Below are 22741 nucleotides of genomic sequence, written 5' to 3'. Positions count from 1 at the left end.
GAACCAGAGAAGGGGCGGGGGATTGCGCTGGTCCCCGGGCTTGGCGAGGGTCGCCGGAAGACAGGGGAGAATGTGATGCGACCGGGACCGAGAAACCTGATCACCGATGTCGGCGGGCTGCTGGTCGGGCAGGCCGAGGATGCGCGGCTGAAGTCGGGCGTGAGCGTGGTGACGGCGGAGGAGGCTTTTGTCGCCTCGGTGGCGGTGATGGGCGGGGCGCCGGGCACGCGCGAGACCGATCTGCTGGCGCCGGACAAGTCGGCGCCGGGGGTGGATGCGCTGGTGCTCTCCGGTGGCAGCGCCTTCGGGCTCGCGGCGGCGCAGGGGGTGATGGACGCGCTGCACGAGGCCGGGCGCGGCTTTGCCGTGCACTCGGCGCGGGTGCCGCTGGTACCGGCGGCGATCCTCTTCGATCTGCTCAATGGCGGCGACAAGGATTGGGGGGAGAACCCCTACCCGGCGCTGGGGCGCAGGGCATTGGCGGCGGCGGGCGCGGAATTCGAGCTTGGCAGCGTCGGGGCGGGCTGCGGCGCGCAGACGGCGATGCACAAGGGTGGGCTCGGTTCGGCGAGCCTGGTGCTCGAGGACTGCATCACCGTGGGCGCGCTGGTGGCGGTGAACCCGCTGGGCAGCGTCACGACGCCGTCGGGGCGGCATTTCTGGGCCGCGCCGCACGAGATCGGTGGTGAGTTCGGGGCGCTGGGCGTGGATCCGGCGAGCGGGGCCGCGCTGCCCCGGAGCCGCAAGGCGGCGGCGATGGCAGGCATGGGCAACACCACCATCGCGGTGGTGGCGACCGATGCCATGCTCGACAAGGCGCAGGCGCATCGGATGGCGGTGGCGGCGCATGACGGCATCGGGCGGGCCATCGTGCCGGCCCATACGCCGATGGATGGAGATCTGGTGTTCGCCGCCGCCACCGGGCGCCGCGCGCTGCAGGCGCCGGGGCTGCAACTGGCGCAGATCGGGCACGCGGCCAGCATCTGCCTGGCGCGCGCCATCGCCCGCGCGGTTTGGGAGGCCACGCCCGCCCCGGGGGACACGCTGCCGACGCTGCGCGCCGAGCTGGGTCTCTAGCCTCTAGCGCAGGATCGGCGGGCGCTCCGGGTCGGAGCCGGGGGCGGCGCGCTCGGCGCGCTGGGGTTCATGCAGCTCGGGCAGGTCGAAGCGCAGGCCGACCCGGGACAGCAGCGCTGCCAGCGGGTCGGCATCCCGCACGAAGCTGACGTCCAGCGCCCCGGCCTCGATGCCGGAAAACACCAGCGCCTCGTTGACCGCGCGGGCCAGCGCATCCTCGGCGCCGGGGGTGGCGCCGGCGAAGGCCAGCAGATGGCTGCGCGAGCCATCGGCATAGCGCACGCCCGCCAGCCAGGCACAGCGGGCGAGCCCCGCGGCGGTGGCGAGCTTGGTGTCGAGGGCGGTAATCAGCACCTCGGGCAGACCGCCCGGCGGGGTCACCTCCTCGATCCCGGCCTCGGCCTCCTGCGGGCCGTGGCCCAGCGTCTCGGAGAGCCAGTCGACCGCCTCGGGTGGCAGCATGATCGAGGACGGCGCGACCTCGAGATTGACCGCCAGCCCGATGCCCTGCCCGGCGAGCATGGCCGCCACGTTGCGCCCCGAGAGCGCCGCGTAGGGCACCGCCTGGCCGACGAATTGCGACAGCCGCTCCTCGCGGTCGAAGACCAGCACGAAGCTGGCATCGCCAAGCTCGAAGAGCTCGGGCTCGATCTGGTCGCCCTCGGCTTCCTTGGTCAGCAGGAGGAACAGCTCGCTGTCGGCGAGCCGTTCGTAGAAGCGCAGGCGCGCGGCACCATCCAGCGGCGCGGCCTCCATCGCCGCGTGGGCGGCGTCGAGCGGGGTCGTTTCGGTCATTCCATCACCTCGCGGACACGGGTCCGCAGGACGGGCAACAGCTCGTCCTCGAACCACGGGTTGCGTTTCAACCATGCCGTATTGCGCCAGGACGGATGCGGCAAGGGGATAGCGTCGGGAAGATGGTCGCGCCAGTTGCGCACGGTCTCGGTGACGCCGGTTTTCACGCCGAGATGATAGCGCTGGGAATAGCCGCCGATATAGAGCCTGAGCCGCACCTCGCCGAGCGCCGCGAACAGGCGGTCATGCCAGGTGTGGCGGCAGATCGGCGGCGGCGGCAGGTCGGCGCCTTGCGCGTCGTAGCCGGGAAAACAGAAGGCCATCGGCATGATCGCGACGCGGGAGCGATCCCAGAAGGTGGCGTCGTCGAGCCCGAGCCAGGCGCGCAGGCGGATGCCCGAGGGGTCGTCGAAGGGGCGGGCGGCGTTGTGCGCGCGCATCCCCGGCGCCTGGCTGGCGATCAGCAGCCGCGCGCCGGGGGCGAACCACACCACCGGGCGCGGGGAATGCCGCGTGGCGGTGGCGGCGAAGCGCTCGGCGCAGAGGCGGCAGCGCGAGAGCTCGTCTGCAAGGGCGGGGAGGGTTTCCGTCATGCCCCAGAGCTAGGGCGTGCGGGGCCTATCCGCCAGTGCTTCGATAATTCTAGATCTGTCGAAATAAGTCTTGCCCGACTCGCTGATTTCGATAATTCTAGAAATATGAAACACGATACCCCCCCGGCCCAGACCGAAGAGATGGCGCTCGAGATCGCCGCCTCCAAATTTGCCGCCCTCGGCTCCGAGCAGCGGCTCAACGTGCTGAAGGTGCTGGTGCGCTCGGGGCCCTCGGGGCTCAGCATCGGCGCGCTGGGCGAGCGTGCCGGTGTCACCGGCTCCACGCTTACCCATCACCTGCGCATCCTGACCCAGGCCGGGCTGGTGCAGCAGGCCCGCGAGGGTCGCAGCATCATCTGTGCCGCCGCCGCCTATGACAAGGTGCGGGCCCTGTCGGACTTCCTTCTCACCCAATGCTGCGCCGATTGCGGCAAGACGGAGCACGATCATGGCTGATACCACCACCCTCACGAGCCGCCTGCCGAAGATCGACAAGGCCTGGGCCGCGAGCGCTGTCCTGCTGGCGGGCATCGCGCTGGCGGAGCCGGATCAGCTCTGGCCGAGCATCACCTTCGCCGGTGAGGCGCTGCTTGGCACCGCGCCGTTCATCCTCTTCGCGGTGCTGGCGGTGGCCTATGTGAAGGCGGCGGGGGCCGAGACGCTGCTGTCGCGGGCCTTCGAGGGGCGCGAGACCCGGATGATCGTGCTGGCGGCGCTGCTGGGCGGGCTCTCTCCCTTCTGCTCCTGCCAGGTGATCCCGTTCATCGCGGCGCTGCTCGCGGTGGGCGCGCCGCTCAGCGCGGTGATGGCGTTCTGGCTGGCCTCGCCGCTGATGGACCCGGCGATGTTCCTGATCACCTCCGGCACGCTGGGCTGGGAGTTCGCCATCGGCAAGACGCTGGCCGCGGTCGGCATCGGCCTGCTGGGCGGGCTCGGGACGATGCTGCTCAAGAACAGCCCGGTCTTTGCCGATCCGCTGCGCGAGAAGCCGCAGGTCGGCGGCTGCTGCGGGGTGAAGAAGCCGTTCCAGGGCAAGCCGGTCTGGCGCTTCTGGGGCGAGGCCGAACGGCGCGAGACCTTCCGCACCGAGGCGGCGACCAACTTCGTCTTCCTGCTCAAGTGGCTGCTGCTGGCCTACCTGCTCGAAGCGGTGATGCTGCGTCACATCCCGGCCGAGATGATCGCCAGCCTGCTCGGGGGCTCGGGCCTGTGGCCGGTGCTGCTCGGCGCCTTCGTGGGCGCGCCGGCCTATCTCAACGGCTATGCCGCGGTGCCGCTGGTCGACGCGCTGCTGACACAGGGCATGGCCCCGGGAGCGGCGATGAGCTTCGTGGTGGCCGGCGGTGTGAGCTGCATCCCCGCCGCGGTGGCGGTCTGGGCGCTGGTCAAGCCGCGGGTCTTCGCCGCCTATCTCGGCTACGCGATCCTCGGCGCGATGATCGCAGGCCTGCTCTGGGGTGCCTACGCCTGATCCGGGGCCATGACGGAGCGGCCTTCGAGGTCGTGAGGCCGCGTCTTACATGGCATGGTTGAGAGGGTCTCAATCGAGAACAATCCATGCGCTATCTTGGCGGTGGATTGTTCTTTGTTTCCCATTCGGGCCATAATATCACCTGAATTCGCACCTAAGACATGCTTAATGCGCCAACGGTAGAACGAGTGGCGCCGGTGAGCCGAGGCACGGTGATGTTAGAGTTCGATATGGTCAGCAAGTCCTTCTGGACCGGCGTGCAGCGCAAGGTGATCCTTGACCGCGTGTCGTTCCGGGTCGAGCTGGGCGAGTCACTCGGCATTCTCGCCCCCAACGGCACCGGCAAGACCACCCTGATCCGCATGATGGCCGGGCTCGAAAAGCCCGACGAGGGCGAGATCCGGCAGAACTGCCGGGTGTCCTTCCCGCTCGGCTTTATGGGCGGGGTGATCTCGAAGATCTCGGCGCGCGAGAATGCCCGTTTCATCGCGCGGATGTATGGCATCGATCCCGACTATGTCGAAAGCTTTTGCCGCTGGCTTTGCGGGCTGGGAGAGTATTTCGACCAGCCGATCGGCACCTATTCCAGCGGCATGCGGTCGCGGTTCACCTTTTCGCTGATGCTGGCCCTCGACTTCGACATCTACCTGATCGACGAGGGCATGCCGAATTCGACCGATGTCGAGTTCAACCGCAAGGCCGGCGATATCCTCGCCGAGCGGCTGCGCACCACGACGATCATCATCGTCTCGCACCAGCCGCAGATCCTCGAGAAATTTGCGCGCAAGGCGGCCGTGCTGATGGACGGCAAACTGCACATGTTTGAAACCTTGGAAGAAGCGAAGCAGCTCTATGACTACGAAACCCAAGGCTAGAAAGTTCCGCGTCCGCCGCAGCGCCGCCGCCGCCTCCCAGCCGACCGGGGAGCGGGCCGTTTCGCCGACCGAGGATAGCAGCACCCCGCAGGCGCCGCGCCCGCAGGCCCCGCGCAAGGCAGAGGCTCCGGCCGCTGCCGTGCCGCCGGCGTCGCGCCAGAAGCAGGCCGCCCGGACATCGCAGCCGCCACAGGCGCCGCGCCCGCAATTCTCGCGCTCGCAGGAGGCGCCGGGGCAGCCCGTGGCGCGTGCAGGCGAGGTCAGCTCGGCGGCGCAGGTCTCGGGCGAGCTCGACATGGATGCGATCCGTCGCGAGGGGCTGACCGGGCGCCAGCTGCGCATGGCGCGGCGGGTGGCCCAGAAGCACGGGCTCGCGCCGACCTCTGATTTCGACGCGGTGCGCCTGCTGCGCGCCCGTGGCATCGACCCGTTCCAGCGCGCCAACATGCTCGAGCTCGTGGTGCCGGATGCCGCTGGCGCCGGCGGGGCAGGGGCCGTGCCGCCCGGTGGTGACGCCGCCGCGCCGCCGCCGGCGCCGCGCCCGGACGGCAAGGTGCAGCTGCCCCAGACCATGCCCGCCAGCGGCAAGATCCAGCTGCCCTCGACCCAGACCGCCAGCCCGGCCGAGCGCCGCGCCGCCGAGATCCTGAAGATCCAGCAGGAGCTCGCCGCGCGCCGCCGCAAGCGGCTGATGCTGCTGCTGACCCGGCTGGCCTTCTTCGTCATGCTGCCGACGCTGATCGCCGGCTATTACTTCTATGTCGTCGCCACGCCGATGTACGCCACCAAGTCGGAATTTCTCATCCTCAAGGCCGAGAATTCCGCCTCCTCGATGGGGAGCCTGTTCTCGGGCACCCAGTTTGCCACCAACCAGGATGCCATCGCGGTGCAGAGCTACCTGCTCTCGAAGGACGCGATGCTGCGGCTCGACGGCGACGAGGGCTTCAAGGCGCATTACGAGCAGGAGTGGATCGACCCGATCCAGCGCCTCGATCCCGGCGCCTCCAACGAAGAGGCCTACAAGCTCTACAAGCGCAATATCGAGATCGGCTACGACCCGACCGAGGGCGTGCTGAAGATGGAGATCATGGCTGCCGATCCCGAGACCGCCGCCCAGTTCAGCCGCGCGCTGATCGGCTATGCCGAGGATCGTGTCGACAACCTGTCGCTGCGCAAGCGCTCGAACGCGGTGACCGATGCCGAGGAGGGGCTCGCAGAGGCCGAGGAGGCCCGCTCGGCGGCGCAGGAGAAGCTGGTGCGGATGCAGCAGGAGGGCGCGGTGATCGATCCCGAAGGTCGGATCGCGGCGCTGCGCAGCCAGATCAACAATATCGAGATCCAGCTGCAGGAGAAAAAGCTCGCGCTGCAGGCGCAGCTCGACAACGCCCGCCCCAACTCGGCCCGCGTGCAGGGCGCCGAGGGCGAGGTGCGCCGCCTCGAGAACCTGCTGGCCGAGCTCAATGCCGACATGACCACCGCCACCACGGGAGAGAACTCGCTGGCCGAGATCGCGGTCCAAGTGCAGCTTGCCGAGGCCGACCTCGCGACCCGCGACCTGATGCTGCAATCGGCACTTGAGCGGCTCGAGCAGGCCCGCCGCGACGCCGACAGCCAGGCGCGCTACCTCACCACATCGGTGGTGCCGGTGGCGTCGGAGGATCCGAGTTACCCGCGCAAATTCGAGAACACCATCCTCGCCTTCCTGATCTTCTCGGGCATCTACCTGATGATCTCGCTCACCGCCTCGATCCTGCGGGAGCAGGTGTCGAGCTGAGAGGCAGAAAGGGCTCCAAGCGAAAGGGCCGCCGGGGCGATCCGGCCGCCCTTTTCGCGTCTATCGTGGGCGCGCCTTGCCGTGCAGGAGATGTGCGAAAGGCAGGCCGGAGCAATGCCTGCGAGCCGCGCACGAAAAAGGGCCGCCGGATCGCTCCGACAGCCCCCTTCCGTGAGTGAACTCTGGCTCAGGCCGCGGCGCGGGTCGGCTTCAGCGCCTCGCCCCACGCGGTAATCTCGGCGAACATCGCGGCGGCGGCCTCGTTGACCGGCTCCGGCGCGCGCAGCACGCCGTCTTCGCCGAGCATGTCGTAGACGAAGGGCAGGCCGACCGAGGTCGCCAGCGGCATCACGTTGACGTTGGTCAGCAGGCCGCGCAGCTCCTGCATGGAGCGCATGCCGCCGGTGGCGAAGCCGTAGCTCACCACGGCCGCGGGCTTGCGGTTCCATTCCAGCGCCAGCGCCTGAATGGCATTGACCAGCGCGGCCGGCGGGAAGCCGTCATATTCCGGGGTCACGAAGATATAGGCATCGCCCTCGTCGATGGTGGCGGCCCATTTCTTGGTGTGCTCGTGCTGGTAATCCTGCGCGCGCGGGTGGTTCGGCTCGTCGAGCAGCGGCAGGCCGACCTCGGCGAGGTCCACCAGCTCCACGTCGAAGCTGTTCTGTTCACGGGCGAGCTTGTCGACCCAGGCTGCGACCTGCGGGCCGATGCGGCCGGGGCGGGTGCTGCCGACGATGATCTTCAGTTTGAGGGCCATGAGAAATGTCCTTCCATGTCTCGGTGTGTCTGGGTGTGTGCGTCTCTTGTGCACAAACCTAGTCACATGCTGCGTCGCGGCAATGGACCGGACTGCACAGCTGCCCTGCATCCCTGCACGAGCCCCTGCGCGCTTGCGCAACGAAAAAGGCCCGCCGTTTCCGGCGGGCCTTTCCTGTCTCTGGAGCGGGGCTCAGACCTTCTCGGTCAGCGCCGGAACCGCTTCGAAGAGGTCGGCGACGAGGCCGAAATCGGCGACCTGGAAGATCGGCGCCTCTTCGTCCTTGTTGATCGCGACGATGATCTTGCTGTCCTTCATGCCGGCGAGGTGCTGGATCGCACCCGAGATGCCGCAGGCGACGTAGAGATCCGGAGCCACGACCTTGCCGGTCTGGCCGACCTGCCAGTCGTTCGGTGCGAAGCCCGAGTCGACCGCGGCGCGCGAGGCACCCACGGCGGCGCCGAGCTTGTCGGCGAGCTTCTCGATGATCGCGAAATCCTCTTCCGAGCCCACGCCGCGGCCGCCGGAGACGACGATCTTGGCGGAGGTCAGCTCGGGACGGTCGCTCTCGGCAACCTTGTCCTCGACCCACTCGGAGAGCGCCGGATCCTCGGCTGCGGCGATGTCTTCGACAGCGGCGGAGCCACCGGTTGCGGCGGCTTCGAAGGTCGAGGTGCGGAAGGTGATGACCTTCTTCTCATCCTTCGATTTCACGGTCTGCACCGCGTTGCCGGCATAGACCGGGCGCTCGAAGGTGTCGGCATCGACCACGGCGGTGACATCGGTCAGCACCATCACGTCGAGCAGGGCCGCCACGCGGGGCAGGATGTTCTTCGCGTCGGTGGTCGCCGGAGCGACGATGTGGCTGTAATCGCCGGCCAGCGAGACGATCAGCGCCGCGGTGGGCTCGGCCAGGCGGTGACCGTAGAGCGCATCCTCGGCAACCAGAACCTTGGCAACGCCGGCGATGGTCGCGGCCTCGGTGGCGGCGGCCTTGGCGCTTGCGCCGATGGCCAGCACGGTCACGTCGCCAAGCGGCGCGGCAGCGGAGACGGCCTTGGCGGTGGCGTCCATCGCCAGCGCGCCGTCATTGATTTCTGCGATAAGGAGAACAGCCATCAGATCGCACCCTTTTCCTTGAGTTTCTCGACCAGCTCGTCGACCGAGCCCACCATGATGCCGGCGGCGCGCTCTGCCGGCTCGGCGGTCTTGACGATCTCGAGACGCGGCGAGACGTCGACGCCGTAATCGGCCGGGGTCTTCTCGTCGAGCGGCTTCTTCTTCGCCTTCATGATGTTGGGCAGCGAGGCGTAGCGCGGCTCGTTGAGGCGCAGGTCGGTGGTGACGATGGCGGGCAGCTTGACCTTGATGGTCTGCAGGCCGCCGTCGACCTCGCGCGCCACGGTGGCGGCGTCGCCGTCGACCTCGAGCGCGTTGGCGTTGGTCGCCTGCGCGTAGCCGGTCAGCGCGGCCAGCATCTGGCCGGTGGCGTTGAGGTCGTTGTCGATGGCCTGCTTGCCGCAGATCACCAGGCCCGGCTCTTCTTCCTTGACGATGGCGGCCAGCAGCTTGGCGACGGCCAGCGGCTCGATGTCGTCATGCACGTCGTCGGCGGCGGTCACCAGGATGGCGCGGTCAGCGCCCATGGCGAGACCGGTGCGCAGGGTTTCCTGGGCCTGCTTGACGCCGATCGAGACGACGATCACTTCCTCGGCCTTGCCGGCTTCCTTGAGGCGGATCGCCTCTTCGACGGCGATCTCGTCGAACGGGTTCATCGACATCTTCACGTTGGCCAGATCGACGCCGCTTCCGTCCGCTTTGACACGAACCTTCACGTTGTAGTCGATCACGCGCTTCACAGGCACAAGCACCTTCATCGGCGGTATCTCCCTTGAGTGCGTCGCGTCGGGCGCGACTTGGAAAACTGTCTCACCGGGGGTGATAGCGAAGAGGACGCGAGGGAAACAGGCCTAAAACGACATGTTGGCCCTAACAGACGCCGCGTTTTTCGCCGAAATCGCGCTCTGACGGGCCCGCGGGCGGCGCGTCGTCAGCCGGCGTCCCGTGTATTGGCGCGAATGTCGCAAATATTCTGTAGCGCGCGCCACTCTTCCGGCGCGAGCGACGGACGGTGAGGTGAGTCGCCCGACGCCGCCGCGCCGGCCGCCGCGATGCGATCGCTGAGTCGCGGGTGGGAGGCGAAATGCGCCATCGCGCCCTCGACATCGCCATATTCTTCGCGAAACCGCTCGAACATGTCGCCGAGCGCCGATGGCGGCAGCCCGGCTGAGCGCAGCATCTCGACCGCATAGGTATCTGCCTCGGCCTCGGCCTCCTGGCTGTAACTCGCGCTGATCATGCGCTCGGCCAGCAGAACCGTCGCCGCGCCGCCGGTGAAATCGCCGAACAGGAGTCCCAAAAGTCCGACCGAGCCGGCGGTGCGCAGGGCGTTGCGCGTCGGGTCGCGATGGACCACGTGGCCGATCTCGTGGGCCAGCACGGCGGCCACCATGTCGGGGTCTCCCGCGCCTTCGAGCAGGCCCCGCATCACCACGATCTGGCCGCCCGGAACCGCGAAGGCGTTCATCATCTTGTGGTCGATCACGCTGATCTCGAGCGGGTAGCCGATCTCCTGCCCCTCGGTCAGCCGCGCCACCATGCGCTCCAGCGCCGCCGTGCCATCGGGGGCGGAGCAGTCGAGCGCGCCGGCCTCGGTGGCGCCGAAGACGCGCTCGATCTGGGCCTTCACCCCGCGGCCAAAGGCGATCTCCTTCTCGACCGGGATCAGCCGCGACAGGGTGCCGGCGAGGGCCGGCAGGATCACGAAGATCATCAGCAAGACGGCGGCCAGCGCCCCGCCGGCACGCAGCCCGATGCGCCGCCAGGTGCCCTCGCGCAGGTCGCGGCGGGCGAGCCGGGGCCGGGTCCGGCGCAGCCAGGCGACCATCTCGGCGTCTTCGACCACCAGCCGGGCGGTGTCGCGCAGCGATTCGTCCTCGGTCTCGAGATGGCGGGTGAGGATGAGCTGGCCGTCATCGGCATGGTCGTGCAGCGCCCGCAGATCCTGCAGCGGCCAGACCAGCGGTGCCGCCAGCCCCTCGCCGGTGATGACCAGCGCCTGCCGTTCGCGCGAGAGTGCCACCTCGACCGGGTGCCGTGCCGCCGAGTGGCCGTCATAGAGATGCGCCGCGCCCTGCATCGCGCTCAGATCGCCCCGCCGATATCGAGCGCGTCGGCAAAGCCCTCGGCATCGGCGCCGGTATCGGCGGCGCGCTGGCGGATCTGCGCCAGCGCCGGCAGGTTGATGACCGTGACGGTGGTCACGTAGTGCCTGAGGATCGGCTGGGTGATCAGCGCCAGAGCGCCGGCGCGGGCGGCGATCAGGGTCAGCAGGTAGCCGGCGGCAGTGATCAGCACGGGCGGGATCATGCCGGGGTGGAAGCCGGGCTCGAGGCTCTCGAAATCGAGCCCCGAGAGCGCGAAGGCGGCGATGCCGCCGAAGATCCCGGTGGCCACCGAAAGCCCGAGGCCCAGCAGCAGCGCGCCGACGACGTAGGTGCCGATCACCGTCTGGGTGCGGGGGTGGGCGTGGAAGGCGACCTTGCCGCCCAGCATCTTGTTGCGCGACAGGTAGGCGAAGCTCTGCACGCGGTAGGAGATCACCCCGATCACCAGCCAGACCGCGCCCACCGGCAGCAGAAGCACCGGGAGGACGACCTTGCCGAGCGCGATGCCGAGCCCGCCGCAGGCCAGCAGCGCCAGCGCCACGAAGATCTGCCGCATGCAGCCGTAGAGCGCCGTCCACGTGCCCTGCTGCTCGAAACGCGCGGTGCCGAACCAGCTGCGGTCGGCCATGTATTTCTCGAGCCGGAAGGTCATCAGCGGGGTCAGCAGCCCCAGCGAGAGCAGGGTCAGCGCCCAGTATCCCAGCGCCCGGACCGCGTAGCCCCAGGCGGCTTTCTCCATGCCGAAGCGGATGCCGCGCCAGCGGGTGCGGGCCATCTTGTAGCGCCGGGCACGGTAGATCGCGAAGAAGATGAATGGCAGCAGCGCCACCGCGGAGAGCGAGACCCCGGCGCCCTGCGCCAGCGCCTGTTCGGGGCTCTGCGGCTCGGCAAAGAGCGTCATGCCGAACCAGAACAGCAGGATCTGGATCAGCCCGAGATAGACCGCGAGGAACACCACCGCGAGCAGGAAGCCGAGGAATTTCTCCAGCCCGGTGCCGGTATATTCGAAGCGCGAGCCCTCGAGCCGGCCCGAGGACCAGATGTAGCGGCGGATCCGAGTCTTGCCCCAGAAGCGGTAGATGCCGAGGGTGAGCAGGGTCAGGAGCCCGGTGCGCAGCGCCAGCCAGAACAGCGCCTTGCCGTCACCGGTATACTCGCCGTGGCCGAAATTGCCGTCATCCATGCTGAAATCTTCCTGTCGCCTCCGCGTGCGGGCAGGCTACACGCTCTGCCCCCGGGCGGAAACCGGCGGGGGCAGGGCAAGATCGGATCAGGTGAAGGTGTTGTCGCGGGGGAAGCCGCGCGGTGCCATGCGGCCGGTGCCGGCGCGCTTGCCGACCCATTCCTCGAGCGACGCTTCCGTGCGGGTGCGGCCGGCCGGGTCCTTCCAGCTCAGGCCATCGGCCAGCGTGAAGGTGGTGGCATCGGACAGCCCGCCATCCTTGTATTTCTGCAGCCGCACGCCCTTGCCGCGGCCCATCTCGGGCAGCTCGTCGAGCATGAAGACCAGCACCTTGCGGTTCTCGCCGACCACCGCGACCGCATCGCCGGTCACCGGCTTGCAGACCTGCGTCCTGACGCCGTCCTTGACGTTGAGCACCTGCTTGCCGCTGCGGGTCTGCGCCAGCACGTCGTTTTCCGGCACGATGAAGCCATCGCCGGCCGAGGAGGCCACCAGCAGCTTGCGCCCGGGGACGTGCACCAGAAGATCGTGGATCTCGGCCTCGTTGGGCAGGTCGACCATCAGCCGCACCGGCTCGCCCATGCCGCGCCCGCCGGGCAGGTTGGCTGCCGACAGCGTGTAGAAGCGCCCGTTCGAGCCGACCACGAGGAGCTTGTCGGTGGTCTCGGCGTGGAAGATGAAGCGCGGGCCGTCGCCATCCTTGAACTTCAGCTCACGCGTGAGGTCGATATGGCCGGTCATGGCGCGGATCCAGCCCATCTGGCTGCACACCACGGTGATCGGCTCGCGCTCGATCATCGCCTCGAGCGGCACGTCCTCGGCCTCGCCGGCCTCCGCGAAGGAGGTCAGGCGGGCGCCGCGGTCGAGATCCTTGGCGAAGGCCTTCTTGACTTCGCGCAGCTGCTCGGAGACCCGCTTCCACTGCAGCTCGTCGCTGGCCAGCAGGTCTTCGAGACCGGCCCGCTCTTCCATCAGCTTGTCGCGCTCGTTGACCAGCTCAAGCTCTTCGAGGCGGCGCAAGCTGCGCAGGCGCATGTTGAGGATGGCCTCGGCCTGCACGTCCGAGAGCCCCTCGGAGCGGCCGCCGAAGCGCTGCGGGATCTGCGCCGGCGTGCCCTCGTCGGCGAGTACGCCGCGGGCCTCGGCCTCCGGGTCGGGGCGCAGCTCGAGCGCCTTGACGTCGACCCCGGCCAGCGGCGAGCGGTAGTCGCTCTCGTCGGTGGCGCGGGCGATGGTGGCCTGGTGCGGCTTCGACCAGTCCTCATACATCAGCGCCGCCTTGGGGTCGTCGTCGTAGCGGATGATGTCGATCACGCGATCGAGGTTGAGGAAGGCGATGATCAGGCCTTCGAGCACCTCGAGCCGGTTGTCGATCTTGGCCATGCGGTGGCGGGCCCGGCGGCACAGCACCTCGCGGCGGAAATCGAGGAAGGCGCGCAGCACCTCCTTGAGCGAGCAGACCTTGGGCGTCACGCCGTCGATCAGCACGTTCATGTTGAGCGAGAAGCGGGTTTCCAGATCGCTGTTCTTGAACAGCATATTCATGAGCAGGTCCGGATCGACATTCTTCGACTTCGGCTCGAGCACCATGCGGATGTCTTCGGCGCTCTCGTCGCGAATGTCGGCGAGGATCGGCACCTTCTTGGTCTGGATCAGCTCGGCGAGTCGCTCGACCAGCTTCGATTTCTGCACCTGGTAGGGAATCTCGGTGACCACCGCCTGCCACTGGCCGCGGCCGAGGTCCTCGACCTCCCACTTGGCGCGCAGCCGGATCGAGCCGCGCCCGGTGCGATAGGCCTGGGCGATGTTGTCGCGCGGCTCGACGATCACGCCGCCGGTGGGGAAATCGGGGCCGGGCACGTATTGCAGCAGCGTGTCATCGCCGGCGCCGGGCGCCTTGATGAGATGCAGGCAGGCATCGATCAGCTCGCCGATATTGTGCGGCGGGATGTTGGTCGCCATGCCGACCGCGATGCCGCTGGCGCCATTGGCCAGAAGGTTGGGGTAGGAGGCCGGCAGCACCGACGGCTCCTCGAGGCGGCCATCGTAGTTGGGGCGGAAATCGACCGAGTTCTCGTCGAGCCCGTCGAGCAGCGCCTCGGCCATGATCGTCATGCGCGCCTCGGTGTAGCGCGAGGCCGCCGGGTTGTCGCCGTCGATGTTGCCGAAATTGCCCTGACCGTCGACCAGCGGGTAGCGGATCGTGAAGTCCTGCGCGAGTCGCGCCATCGCATCGTAGATCGCCGCGTCGCCGTGGGGGTGGAAGTCCCCCATGGTGTCGCCCGAGATCTTTGCGGACTTCAGGAAGCCTCCGTTGGAACTCAAACGGAGTCTGCGCATTGCATATAGGATACGACGATGAACGGGCTTGAGTCCGTCCCGGGCATCCGGGAGGGCGCGGTTCATGATCGTCGACAGCGCGTAGGTCAGGTAGCGGTCGCCGATGGCGCGGCGCAGAGGCTCGGCCACGTCACGGGGGTTCATATTGGGGTCATCGACGATGTCATTCATAGATGCTGAGATACCTGCAGGGCGCGGAGCGGTAAAGCGATGCGCGGCCTTCGGAGAAAAATTTTCCGCTTTGAACGAGCGCGACGGCCGGGAATCGGCTATGATGAGGGCAACGGTGCGCGTTGCGCGGACCTCATTTTATGACGCGATTTATTCTCACTATTGGAAGGAGGGCCGTTCGGTATGACGCGGTTCGTTTTTATTGTCATGACTTTCGGGTTTCTTTCGCTGGCATGGTACGAGATGTCCGGCGGCGCCGAATTTGAGCCCGGCACCCAGACCGTCAACCTGCCCACCATCGATTTCGCATCGGCCGAGTCGGACGAGATGCTCGCCGCGGAAGCGGCCCGCGCCGAGACCGTCGATCTCACCACCGTGGCGCCCGCCGCTGCCACGCAGGCCAAGGCCGATCGGCCCGCGGTGGACAAGCTCGGCGTGACGCTGGCCTCCGCCGCCGCGGTTCCGCAGCCCGCGGTCGAGCCTGAGAAGGCCGTCGAGGTCGCGGCGCTCGACACCCGCAGCGACGCCACCGTTGAAGGCGCGACCGTCGAGCGCGTGGTCTTCGGGGCCGAGCCCGAGCCGGTCCTTGCGCCCGAGCTCGACCTGCGCCGCGTCACCGGCAACGTCGTCAACATGCGCAACGGTCCGAGCACCGGCTTCCCGGTGGTCAGCCAGCTGCGCCGTGGCGACGAGGTCGAGGTGCTGGCCGATCCCGGCGAGGGCTGGGTGAAGCTGCAGGTGCTCGAGACCAACCGCGTCGGCTGGATGTCCGCCCGCTTCCTGCGCGCCGCCAACTGAGCGCCGCTTGATCTGCCCTGCGCCATGATCTACCCGGCGCAGAGCAGGAAAGGGCGCGCATGACCGGCAAGACGATCCTCATCACAGGCTGCTCCTCGGGCATCGGGCATGACGCCGCGCACGGGTTGCGCGAGCGGGGCTGGCGGGTCTTCGCCTCCTGCCGACAGGAGAAGGATTGCGCGCGGCTGCGCGAGGAGGGTTTCGAGAGCCCGCAGCTCGATTACACCGACGAGGCCAGCATCCATCGCGCGCTGGGCGAGGTGCTCGAGGCCACCGGCGGCACGCTGGATGCGCTCTACAACAACGGTGCCTTCGGCATCCCCGGCGCCACCGAGGATCTGCCCACCGGTGCGCTGCGCGAGATATTCGAGGGCAACCTCTTCGGCTGGCACGAGCTGACCCGCGCGGTGATCCCGGTGATGCGCCGGCAGGGACACGGCCGCATCGTGAACTGCTCCTCGGTGCTGGGGCTGGTGCCGATGCCGTGGCGCGGCGCCTATGTCGCGACGAAATACGCGCTCGAGGGGCTTACGGATGTGCTGCGCATCGAGATGCGCGACACGCCGATCGAGATCATCCTGATCGAGCCCGGTCCGATCACTTCGCGCATCCGGGCCAACTCGGTGCCGTATTTCGAGAAATGGATCGACTGGCGTGCCTCGCCGCGCGCCGCGCAATATGAGGCCTCACTGCTCAAGCGCCTCTACGCCGCGCCCTCGAAGGACCGCTTCGAGCTGCCGGCCTCCGCCGTGACCGCCAAGCTGGTGCATGCGCTCGAGCACCCGACGCCGCGCCCGCGCTACTACGTGACCTTTCCCACCCATCTCATGGGCCGTCTGCGCCGCCTGCTGCCCACCGGCGCGCTGGATGCGCTGATCGACCGCGCCCGATAACCGGTTCGCTTTTTCCGCCCGAGCGGCTATGTCACGGGCAAAGCCCCGGAGGAGGTGACAATGAAAGACGATCCCCTGTTCATCGTGATGGCCATCGCCATGCTAGCGGTGGTCGGAATCCTGTTGTTCGGCATCGGCTCCTTCGCCCGGGGTGGCGAGTTCAACAAGAAATACGCGAACAAGGCGATGCGCTGGCGCATCATCGCGCAATTCATCGCGGTGGTGCTGATCATCCTGTTCGTCCTGATCCGCGGAGGAAGCTGAGAATGGTTGTCCTGAGCAAGATTTACACCCGCACCGGCGACAAGGGAGAGACCGCCTTGGTCGATGGCTCCCGCGTGCCGAAATACAATCCCCGGGTCGAGGCCTACGGCACCGTCGACGAGCTGAACTCGGTCCTGGGCGTGACCCGGCTGCACGCCGAGGCCGATCTCGACGCGGCGCTCTCACGGATACAGAACGATCTCTTCGATCTTGGCGCCGATCTCGGGCGGCCCGACATGGCCAAGGATGCCGAGGCCGGCTACCCGGTGCTGCGCATGGTGGCGCGGCAGGTCGACCGCCTCGAGGAAGAGATCGACGCGATGAACACGAAGCTCGAGCCGCTGCGCAGCTTCGTGCTGCCCGGCGGTTCGGCGGTTTCGGCGCATCTGCACCAGTGCCGCACCGTGGCCCGTCGTGCCGAGCGCCGCTCGGTCGAACTGGCCTCGCTCGAGGAGGTCAACGAGCACGCGGTGAAATATCTCAACCGCCTCAGCGACTGGTTCTTCGTTGCCTCGCGCATCGCCAACGACGATGGCCGCGCCGACGTGTTGTGGGTTCCGGGCGCGAACCGCTGACAAGCGGCGGGGCGTCCAGTGGACGGCCCGGCGACCGGAAGCGCCGCCAGGCGCCGGCCCCTGAGGGCGTGCGCGAACCGCTGACAAGTGGCGGGGCGTCCAGTGGACGGCCGAGCCGCCCACGCGCTCGACGAGACGGTCGAAGCCAAGAAAATTCGTACGAATTTTCTTGCGCCCGGGCGGTCAGCGCAGTTGCGGGGCGGGGCCGATCGGAAGGATGCCGAGCCAGGCCCTGCGGTCGCGGAACTCGAAGGTGACGTCGATGGTGTCGCGCCGCCCCGAGAGCCCCGCGAGCAGCTGCGCCCCGCCTTCGATCAGCGCCAGCAGCTCCTCGGGCACGCGCCCGGCGCGGCGCTCGGCCTCGATGGCCTCGGCCACGTTCTCCACCCGCAGCGACAGCTCGCCCTCGGGATAGCCGTCCTCGTCGACCTCCATGTCGCCGGTGGCGGCCAGGCGCAGCGCGTCCTTGCCGATCTCGGCCCGGGCGATCTCGATCCTCGTCAGGCGCGGTTCGCCCGCGGCACCGAGCGAGAGCGGCTCGGCCAGCATCACATGCGCGTCAAGCTCCAGCCCGTCCTCGCTGCCGCCGGGCAGCGCCGCCCCGCCGGTGGCGATGCCCTCGGCATTGACCGCGATGCGGTAGCGCCGGTCATTGTCCTCGGCGCGGCCGATCGCGGCGGTCAGGTCGCGCAGCGCCAGCGGTGCCTCGCCGGAGATGTTGAGCAGCCCCGCCTCGGCATTGGCGCGCAGCAGCGCCTCGCCGTCGCGCACGACACTCGCGCGCAGGCCCTCCGAGCTGATCTCGTGGCGCGCGCCGTCGCGGGTCAGGACCTGGGTTTCCGGGAAGGCCACGATCACGTGGTCGCGGTTGTAAACCACCTGCAGCACTTGCAGGAACGGCGCCTCCCAGACGGTTTCGGTCTCGGGATCGGCCAGCAGGAGGTCGGTAAAGGTGGTGTCGAGCCGGTTCGGGAAGCCGCGCACCGCGAGATCCTCGTAGGAGGCTTCCCAGCCGTCCTCGCGCCGGTCTTCGAACCAGGCCTCGATGGCACTGCGCTGCATCCAGGCCGACCAGCCCCAGTAGGCCGACCAGGCCAGCGCCGCCGCGATCACCAGTAGTGTCAGACGTTTCACCGCGGCTCCCCCCTTTTCCGGACACGCGCGATGGTGTTTACAGCCCGCCAAAGGAAAGGACCAGAACCATGGCGCTATGGGTCTTCGGCTACGGCTCGCTTCTGTGGAATCCCGGCTTCGAGGTGGCGGAGGCGGCGCAGGCCAGCCTGCCCGACTATCACCGCAGCTTCTGCATGCGCTCGATCCACCATCGCGGCAGCGAGGCCGAGCCCGGCCTCGTGCTTGCGCTCGACGAGCAGCCGGGCGCGATCTGCGAGGGGCTGGCGCTGCGCGCCGCCGATGGCACGGAGGACGCGACCATCGCCTATCTGCGGGAGCGCGAGCTGATCTCCTCGGCCTATCTCGAGAAGATGCTGCACGTCGATCTGCAGGACGGCCGCCGGGTCGAGGCGGTGACTTACGTGATCGACGCCGCGCATGTGCAATATTGCGGTGGCCTGCCGCTCGAGGAGCAGGCGGCGATCATCGCACGCGCCGTTGGCGGGCGTGGCCCCAACACCGAATATCTCTACAACACCGCCGCCCATCTCGACGAATTGGGCATACCCGATGCCGAGTTGCACTGGTTGCGCGACCGCGTGCGGCAGCTTGTGGATAACGGCTTGGCTTGATGCAGCCCCCGCAATAGGGTCGGGCCAACGCGAACCACTTTCTCAGGGACTTAGATGCACAAGGCCGATTTCGAGGCAGAACCGCATTTCAGCCAGCCGTTCCGCCAGATCGCCATGATGCTGGCGGTGCTCGGCCTTTGCGTGGCCGGCGGCTTCGTCGCGCTGCCCCGGGTGCTTCCGGTGGTCGAGGCCAACCCGTGGCTCAACGGCTTCATTATCTTCGTCTTCCTGCTCGGCGTGGTGGCCTGCTTCCTGCAGGTGGCACAGCTGATCCAGTCGGTGCGCTGGATCGAGCAGTTCGTCACCGACCGCGATGCCGGCAACACCCCGCCGCGCCTGCTGGCGCCGCTGGCGGCCCTGCTGCGCCGCCGCGACCGGCGGATGCAGATCACCACCAGCTCGACCCGCTCGATCCTCGACTCGGTCGCCACCCGGATCGACGAGGCGCGTGAGATCACCCGCTACCTCGTCTCGCTGCTGATCTTCCTCGGCCTGCTGGGGACGTTCTACGGCCTCGCCACCACCGTGCCCGCGCTGGTCGACACCATCCGCAGCCTCGCCCCCAGCGAGGGCGAGACCAACATGGAGGTGTTCACCCGCCTGATGTCGGGGCTGGAAAGCCAGCTCGGCGGCATGGGCGTGGCCTTCGCCTCCTCGCTGCTTGGCCTCGCAGGCTCGCTGATCGTCGGCCTGCTCGAGCTTTTCGCCGGCCACGGCCAGAACCGCTTCTACCGCGAGCTCGAGGAATGGCTCAGCACCATCACCAAGCTCAGCTTCTCGGGCGATGGCGAGCAGGCGAGCGACACCGGCATCGTCGAGCAGGTGCTCGACCAGATGACCGATCAGATGGAGCGGCTGACCCTGATGTTCGCCCGCGCGCAGGAGGGCCAGAATGAGGTCGACGCAAGGCTCGGGCAACTGGCGGATTCCGTCGAGCGCATGACCGAGCGGCTCGAGGCCACGGCGCCCTCGGCCAATTCGCTGGCGCGCATCGCCGAGGGGCAGGAACGGCTGGCCGAGGTGCTGGCCGAGCGCGAGACCTCCGAAGGGCTCGATGCCGAGAGCCGCATGCGTCTGCGCTCGATCGACGTCCAGATGCTGCGGCTCCTCGAAGAGGTCGCTGCCGGCCGGCAGGAGAGCATGGCCGAGCTGCGCACCGATCTCGCGGCGCTGAACCGGACCCTTGGAAAGCTGTCCCAGGGCGCCCCGGCGCAGCCGCAATCGGTGACCATCCGCCCGGTGCGCCCCGGCGGGGCCGGCGGCTCCGGCGGCAAGAGCGGGGCCTGATCCATGTCGCTGTCGCGACGCACCGGCGCGCGCTTCCAGGCCAATATCTGGCCCGGCTTCGTCGATGCGATGACCGGCCTGCTGCTGGTGCTGATGTTCGTGCTGACCATCTTCATGGTCATCCAGTCGGTGCTGCGCGACACCATCACCGGGCAGGAAACCGAGCTCGACCGCCTGTCTTCCGAGATCTCCGAACTGTCGCGCAGCCTCGGCCTGCAGGAGCGCCAGAACATCGCGCTGACCAATCGCATCGGCGAGCTCGAGACCACCATCGACGATGCCGAGACCCGGTTGACCGAGCAGCAGAGCATCATCGCCTCGCTCACCGCCACCCGTGACCAGCAGGCCGAGGAGCTCTCCGCCGCCGCCAGCCGCATTGCCGGTTTCGAGGAGCAGGTCACGGCCCTGCTGGCCGACCGCGACGCCGCCGAGAACGAGATCGCCGCGCTCACCGCGACACAGGCAGAGCTCGAGGCGGCCCGTGCCGAGCTGACCTCCGAGCGCGACGCGCTCGACTTGGCGCTGGCGCAGGCGCGCAGCGAGGTCGACGCGCAGGAAGAGGCGGCGCGCCTTGCCGCCGCCCGCCGCGAGGCGCTGGAGGCGCTGGTCGAGGACATGCGGGCGCAGGCGGCGGATCGCGATGCGCAGATCGGCGGGCTCTCTGCCCGGGTCGACGAACTGCAGGCCGAGCTCAGCGAGGAAGAGGCGCAGCGGCTGGCCGAATCCGAGGCCGCAGCCGCCCTGCGCGCGCGGCTGGAGAACGCCGACAGCGAGCTCACCGCGATGACCATGGCGCTCGAAGCGCAGCGCAAGCGCGCCGAGGAGACGCTCACGCTTCTGGCAGCGGCACGCGAAGCGGAAGACGATCTCGACGCCCGGTTGGCAGCCGCCTTGCTGCGGCAGGACGAAGCCGAGGCAGCGCTACAGCGCGCCCGCGATGCGGCAGGCAATGCCGAGACCCTGCAGGACGATCTGGCCGAGGCCCGGGCCACCGCCGAAGATCTGCGCAGCCGGCTGGCGGCGCTGCTCGAAGAGCAGGGCGCGGCAGAGCTCACGCAGGAAGAGCTGCGCGACCGGCTGACCGCTGCGCTTGCCGCCCAGAAGGCCGCCGAGGCCGAGGCCGGCGCGCGTCTGAGCGAGGCCGAGCAGCGCGCGGCGCTGCTTTCGGAGGCGCGCAGCGCGCTGTCGCAGACCGAGGCCCGCGCCAGCGAGGCCGAGCGCCAGCGCGAGCTTCTGAACCAGCAGGTCGCCGCCTTGCGCTCGCAGCTCTCGCAGCTTCAGGGCCTGCTCGACGAGGCCCGCGAGAGCGATGCGGAGGCGCAGATCCAGCTGCAGAATCTCGGATCCGAGCTCAACGCCGCGCTGGCCCGCGTCGCCGCGGAGGAGCGCCGCCGGCGCCAGCTCGAGGAAGAGGAACGCCGCCGGCTCGAGGCGCAGGCCGAGGATCTCGAGCGCTACCGGTCGGAATTCTTCGGACGGCTGCGCGAGGTGATCGGCGATCAGGACGGCATCCGCATCGAGGGCGACCGCTTCGTGTTCTCCTCCGAGGTGCTGTTCGCGCCGGGCGAGGCGCGGCTCTCGCCGCTGGGCGAGGGCGAAATCGCCAACATCGCCGGCATCCTGCAGCGCGTGATGTCCGACATCCCGCAGGGCATCGACTGGATCCTGCGCGTCGACGGACATACCGACGACACGCCGCTGCGCCCCGGCGCGCGGTTTGCGGACAACTGGGAGCTCAGCCAGGCGCGGGCACTCTCGGTGGTGCGCTTCCTGGTCGACGAGATGGGCATCCCGCCGCAGCGCCTCTCCGCCAACGGATTCGGGGAGTACCAGCCTGTCGATCCCGCCGACAGCGATGCGGCGCGGGCGCAGAACCGGCGCATCGAGCTGAAGCTGACCGAGCGCTGAGCCGGGGCCAAGAATTTTAGCTAAAATTCTTGCGCCTGCTCCGTCCTTTCGTGGGACTGGCAAATCGTGCCCGCCCATGCCAGAAGCGCGGCCAACGCTCAGGAGGCCGCGCCCATGTTCATTCTTTCGCTCATCGCCCGTCCCGGCACGCTCGAGGCCGCGCTGGTGTCGTCGCTGCGCAATGCCACGGGCGGCGGCGCCGCGATCTGGCTGTCGCAGGGCGAGGCGGCGGAGTTCCCGCTGGATCATGCGCCGTCCAATCTCGCGGAGCTGCGCGACGCGGTGGCCGATCAGGCCGACCTCAACCTGCTGCCGGCGCTGGGACGTCGCAAGACCATGCTGCTGGCCGACATGGATTCGACGATGATCGAGCAGGAATGCATCGACGAGCTTGCCGAGGAGGCGGGCGTCGGCGCGCATGTGAAGGAGATCACCGCGCGGGCGATGAACGGCGAGCTCGATTTCGAGGGCGCGCTGACCGAGCGCGTGGCGCTGCTCAAGGACCTGCCCGAGACGGTGATCGACCGGGTCCTCGAGACCCGCATCACCCTGATGCCGGGCGGCCGCGAACTGGTGGCGACGATGAAGGCCAATGGCGGCTTTGCTGCGCTGGTCTCCGGCGGCTTCACCGCCTTCACCGCGAAGGTGGCGGGGCTGGTGGGCTTTGACGAAAACCGGGCCAACACGCTGCTGATGGAAGATGGCAAGCTCACCGGCGAGGTGGCGCGCCCCATTCTGGGCCGAGAGGCCAAGGTGCAGGCGCTCGAGGAGATCTCGGCGCGTCTGGGCATCCCTGAGGCGGATGTTCTGGCGGTGGGCGACGGCGCCAACGATCTCGGCATGCTGGGCCGCGCCGGCATGGGCGTGGCGCTACACGCCAAGCCCTCGGTGCAGGCGCAATGCGACCTGCGGGTGAACCACGGTGACCTGACCGCGCTGCTCTACCTGCAGGGCTACGCCCGGGAAGACTTCGCCACCGTCTGACACTGTCTGAGACGGGAGCGC

Annotated in this window: 22 protein-coding genes; 13 read left to right on the top strand and 9 right to left on the bottom strand. The window is 68.6% G+C overall.

Features of this window, described 5'->3' with window-relative positions:
• The first annotated feature begins 75 nt into the window (after positions 1 to 75).
• Complete coding sequence (locus KUV62_RS03195) at positions 76 to 1077, top strand: P1 family peptidase (protein WP_222602221.1); 1002 nt, start codon at positions 76 to 78, stop codon at positions 1075 to 1077.
• A gap of 3 nt (positions 1078 to 1080) precedes the next feature.
• Here the strand turns inward: KUV62_RS03195 and KUV62_RS03190 are convergent, their stop codons facing one another.
• Both KUV62_RS03190 and KUV62_RS03185 read right to left on the bottom strand, forming a co-directional pair.
• Positions 1081 to 1872, bottom strand: a complete 792-nt coding sequence (locus KUV62_RS03190) for an SseB family protein (protein ID WP_222602220.1) — start codon at positions 1870 to 1872, stop codon at positions 1081 to 1083.
• Complete coding sequence (locus KUV62_RS03185) at positions 1869 to 2465, bottom strand: uracil-DNA glycosylase family protein (RefSeq protein ID WP_222602219.1); 597 nt, start codon at positions 2463 to 2465, stop codon at positions 1869 to 1871. The genes KUV62_RS03190 and KUV62_RS03185 overlap by 4 nt, the downstream gene beginning before the upstream one ends.
• A gap of 105 nt (positions 2466 to 2570) precedes the next feature.
• Here KUV62_RS03185 and KUV62_RS03180 point away from each other — a divergent pair, with 105 nt between their 5' ends.
• The 4 genes from KUV62_RS03180 to KUV62_RS03165 all read left to right on the top strand — a co-directional run bounded on the left by KUV62_RS03180 (position 2571) and on the right by KUV62_RS03165 (position 6585).
• Positions 2571 to 2921 carry an ArsR/SmtB family transcription factor gene (locus KUV62_RS03180; protein ID WP_222602218.1) on the top strand — a complete coding sequence of 117 codons (351 nt, stop codon included), beginning with the start codon at positions 2571 to 2573 and terminating at the stop codon, positions 2919 to 2921.
• Positions 2914 to 3936: a permease gene (locus KUV62_RS03175; RefSeq protein WP_222602217.1), complete on the top strand. Its 1023-nt coding sequence runs from the start codon at positions 2914 to 2916 to the stop codon at positions 3934 to 3936. The genes KUV62_RS03180 and KUV62_RS03175 overlap by 8 nt, the downstream gene beginning before the upstream one ends.
• A 215-nt stretch (positions 3937 to 4151) precedes the next feature.
• Complete coding sequence (locus KUV62_RS03170) at positions 4152 to 4811, top strand: ABC transporter ATP-binding protein (protein ID WP_222602216.1); 660 nt, start codon at positions 4152 to 4154, stop codon at positions 4809 to 4811.
• The gene (locus tag KUV62_RS03165) at positions 4789 to 6585 is read left to right on the top strand and encodes a capsule biosynthesis protein (protein WP_222602215.1); all 1797 of its coding nucleotides are present in this window, start codon (positions 4789 to 4791) and stop codon (positions 6583 to 6585) included. Before KUV62_RS03170 ends, KUV62_RS03165 begins: the two co-directional genes overlap by 23 nt.
• 187 nt (positions 6586 to 6772) lie before the next feature.
• Here KUV62_RS03165 and KUV62_RS03160 read toward each other — a convergent pair whose 3' ends face one another.
• The 6 genes from KUV62_RS03160 to KUV62_RS03135 all read right to left on the bottom strand — a co-directional run bounded on the left by KUV62_RS03160 (position 6773) and on the right by KUV62_RS03135 (position 14266).
• A complete protein-coding gene (locus tag KUV62_RS03160; protein WP_222602214.1) occupies positions 6773 to 7345 on the bottom strand; it encodes an NADPH-dependent FMN reductase in 573 nt (190 codons plus the stop codon).
• Positions 7346 to 7537: 192 nt separating this feature from the next.
• On the bottom strand, positions 7538 to 8464 hold the full coding sequence (locus KUV62_RS03155) for an electron transfer flavoprotein subunit alpha/FixB family protein (RefSeq protein ID WP_222602213.1): 927 nt from the start codon (positions 8462 to 8464) through the stop codon (positions 7538 to 7540).
• Positions 8464 to 9222, bottom strand: a complete 759-nt coding sequence (locus KUV62_RS03150; RefSeq protein ID WP_222602212.1) for an electron transfer flavoprotein subunit beta/FixA family protein — start codon at positions 9220 to 9222, stop codon at positions 8464 to 8466. Before KUV62_RS03150 ends, KUV62_RS03155 begins: the two co-directional genes overlap by 1 nt.
• A 173-nt stretch (positions 9223 to 9395) precedes the next feature.
• The gene (locus tag KUV62_RS03145; protein WP_222602211.1) at positions 9396 to 10544 is read right to left on the bottom strand and encodes a M48 family metallopeptidase; all 1149 of its coding nucleotides are present in this window, start codon (positions 10542 to 10544) and stop codon (positions 9396 to 9398) included.
• 5 nt (positions 10545 to 10549) lie between these two features.
• Positions 10550 to 11755, bottom strand: a complete 1206-nt coding sequence (locus KUV62_RS03140) for a DUF898 family protein (RefSeq protein ID WP_222602210.1) — start codon at positions 11753 to 11755, stop codon at positions 10550 to 10552.
• An 87-nt stretch (positions 11756 to 11842) separates the two neighbouring features.
• Positions 11843 to 14266 carry a DNA topoisomerase IV subunit A gene (locus KUV62_RS03135; protein ID WP_222602209.1) on the bottom strand — a complete coding sequence of 808 codons (2424 nt, stop codon included), beginning with the start codon at positions 14264 to 14266 and terminating at the stop codon, positions 11843 to 11845.
• A gap of 183 nt (positions 14267 to 14449) precedes the next feature.
• Between KUV62_RS03135 and KUV62_RS03130 the strand changes: the two genes are divergently transcribed.
• Genes KUV62_RS03130 through KUV62_RS03115 form a run of 4 tightly spaced genes read left to right on the top strand, consistent with a single transcriptional unit; the run spans position 14450 to position 16796 of the window.
• A complete protein-coding gene (locus KUV62_RS03130) occupies positions 14450 to 15064 on the top strand; it encodes an SH3 domain-containing protein (protein WP_222602208.1) in 615 nt (204 codons plus the stop codon).
• Between the two features lie 59 nt (positions 15065 to 15123).
• A complete protein-coding gene (locus tag KUV62_RS03125) occupies positions 15124 to 15957 on the top strand; it encodes an SDR family NAD(P)-dependent oxidoreductase (protein WP_222602207.1) in 834 nt (277 codons plus the stop codon).
• Between the two features lie 60 nt (positions 15958 to 16017).
• Positions 16018 to 16221 (top strand): twin transmembrane helix small protein, encoded by a 204-nt coding sequence (locus KUV62_RS03120; RefSeq protein ID WP_222602206.1) that lies wholly within the window; start codon positions 16018 to 16020, stop codon positions 16219 to 16221.
• A gap of 2 nt (positions 16222 to 16223) precedes the next feature.
• A complete protein-coding gene (locus KUV62_RS03115; RefSeq protein WP_222602205.1) occupies positions 16224 to 16796 on the top strand; it encodes a cob(I)yrinic acid a,c-diamide adenosyltransferase in 573 nt (190 codons plus the stop codon).
• Between the two features lie 183 nt (positions 16797 to 16979).
• Here KUV62_RS03115 and KUV62_RS03110 read toward each other — a convergent pair whose 3' ends face one another.
• Entirely contained in the window at positions 16980 to 17930 is a 951-nt protein-coding gene (locus KUV62_RS03110; RefSeq protein WP_315901557.1) for a DUF2125 domain-containing protein, read from the bottom strand.
• 68 nt (positions 17931 to 17998) lie between these two features.
• Here KUV62_RS03110 and KUV62_RS03105 point away from each other — a divergent pair, with 68 nt between their 5' ends.
• From KUV62_RS03105 to serB, 4 genes are all read left to right on the top strand, one after another.
• The gene (locus KUV62_RS03105; protein WP_222602204.1) at positions 17999 to 18541 is read left to right on the top strand and encodes a gamma-glutamylcyclotransferase; all 543 of its coding nucleotides are present in this window, start codon (positions 17999 to 18001) and stop codon (positions 18539 to 18541) included.
• Between the two features lie 54 nt (positions 18542 to 18595).
• Complete coding sequence (locus KUV62_RS03100) at positions 18596 to 19828, top strand: biopolymer transporter ExbB (RefSeq protein WP_222602203.1); 1233 nt, start codon at positions 18596 to 18598, stop codon at positions 19826 to 19828.
• Positions 19829 to 19831: 3 nt separating this feature from the next.
• Positions 19832 to 21736: a peptidoglycan -binding protein gene (locus KUV62_RS03095; protein WP_222602202.1), complete on the top strand. Its 1905-nt coding sequence runs from the start codon at positions 19832 to 19834 to the stop codon at positions 21734 to 21736.
• Between the two features lie 114 nt (positions 21737 to 21850).
• Positions 21851 to 22720 (top strand): phosphoserine phosphatase SerB, encoded by an 870-nt coding sequence (gene serB / locus KUV62_RS03090; RefSeq protein WP_222602201.1) that lies wholly within the window; start codon positions 21851 to 21853, stop codon positions 22718 to 22720.
• The last annotated feature ends 21 nt before the right edge of the window (positions 22721 to 22741 follow it).

It is taken from the genome of Salipiger bermudensis (assembly GCF_019801965.1).
Classification (GTDB): Bacteria; Pseudomonadota; Alphaproteobacteria; order Rhodobacterales; family Rhodobacteraceae; genus Salipiger; species Salipiger bermudensis_A.
Note: the sequence above shows the minus strand (reverse complement) of the source record. Positions and strands in the feature narration are given on the sequence as shown.

Coding starts and splice junctions, on each gene's coding strand:
- KUV62_RS03195 (WP_222602221.1), top strand. CDS start 76: ATGCGACCGGGACCGAGAAACCTGATCACCGATGTCGGCGGGCTGCTG.
- KUV62_RS03190 (WP_222602220.1), bottom strand. CDS start 1,872: ATGACCGAAACGACCCCGCTCGACGCCGCCCACGCGGCGATGGAGGCC.
- KUV62_RS03185 (WP_222602219.1), bottom strand. CDS start 2,465: ATGACGGAAACCCTCCCCGCCCTTGCAGACGAGCTCTCGCGCTGCCGC.
- KUV62_RS03180 (WP_222602218.1), top strand. CDS start 2,571: ATGAAACACGATACCCCCCCGGCCCAGACCGAAGAGATGGCGCTCGAG.
- KUV62_RS03175 (WP_222602217.1), top strand. CDS start 2,914: ATGGCTGATACCACCACCCTCACGAGCCGCCTGCCGAAGATCGACAAG.
- KUV62_RS03170 (WP_222602216.1), top strand. CDS start 4,152: ATGTTAGAGTTCGATATGGTCAGCAAGTCCTTCTGGACCGGCGTGCAG.
- KUV62_RS03165 (WP_222602215.1), top strand. CDS start 4,789: ATGACTACGAAACCCAAGGCTAGAAAGTTCCGCGTCCGCCGCAGCGCC.
- KUV62_RS03160 (WP_222602214.1), bottom strand. CDS start 7,345: ATGGCCCTCAAACTGAAGATCATCGTCGGCAGCACCCGCCCCGGCCGC.
- KUV62_RS03155 (WP_222602213.1), bottom strand. CDS start 8,464: ATGGCTGTTCTCCTTATCGCAGAAATCAATGACGGCGCGCTGGCGATG.
- KUV62_RS03150 (WP_222602212.1), bottom strand. CDS start 9,222: ATGAAGGTGCTTGTGCCTGTGAAGCGCGTGATCGACTACAACGTGAAG.
- KUV62_RS03145 (WP_222602211.1), bottom strand. CDS start 10,544: ATGCAGGGCGCGGCGCATCTCTATGACGGCCACTCGGCGGCACGGCAC.
- KUV62_RS03140 (WP_222602210.1), bottom strand. CDS start 11,755: ATGGATGACGGCAATTTCGGCCACGGCGAGTATACCGGTGACGGCAAG.
- KUV62_RS03135 (WP_222602209.1), bottom strand. CDS start 14,266: ATGAATGACATCGTCGATGACCCCAATATGAACCCCCGTGACGTGGCC.
- KUV62_RS03130 (WP_222602208.1), top strand. CDS start 14,450: ATGACGCGGTTCGTTTTTATTGTCATGACTTTCGGGTTTCTTTCGCTG.
- KUV62_RS03125 (WP_222602207.1), top strand. CDS start 15,124: ATGACCGGCAAGACGATCCTCATCACAGGCTGCTCCTCGGGCATCGGG.
- KUV62_RS03120 (WP_222602206.1), top strand. CDS start 16,018: ATGAAAGACGATCCCCTGTTCATCGTGATGGCCATCGCCATGCTAGCG.
- KUV62_RS03115 (WP_222602205.1), top strand. CDS start 16,224: ATGGTTGTCCTGAGCAAGATTTACACCCGCACCGGCGACAAGGGAGAG.
- KUV62_RS03105 (WP_222602204.1), top strand. CDS start 17,999: ATGGCGCTATGGGTCTTCGGCTACGGCTCGCTTCTGTGGAATCCCGGC.
- KUV62_RS03100 (WP_222602203.1), top strand. CDS start 18,596: ATGCACAAGGCCGATTTCGAGGCAGAACCGCATTTCAGCCAGCCGTTC.
- KUV62_RS03095 (WP_222602202.1), top strand. CDS start 19,832: ATGTCGCTGTCGCGACGCACCGGCGCGCGCTTCCAGGCCAATATCTGG.
- serB (WP_222602201.1), top strand. CDS start 21,851: ATGTTCATTCTTTCGCTCATCGCCCGTCCCGGCACGCTCGAGGCCGCG.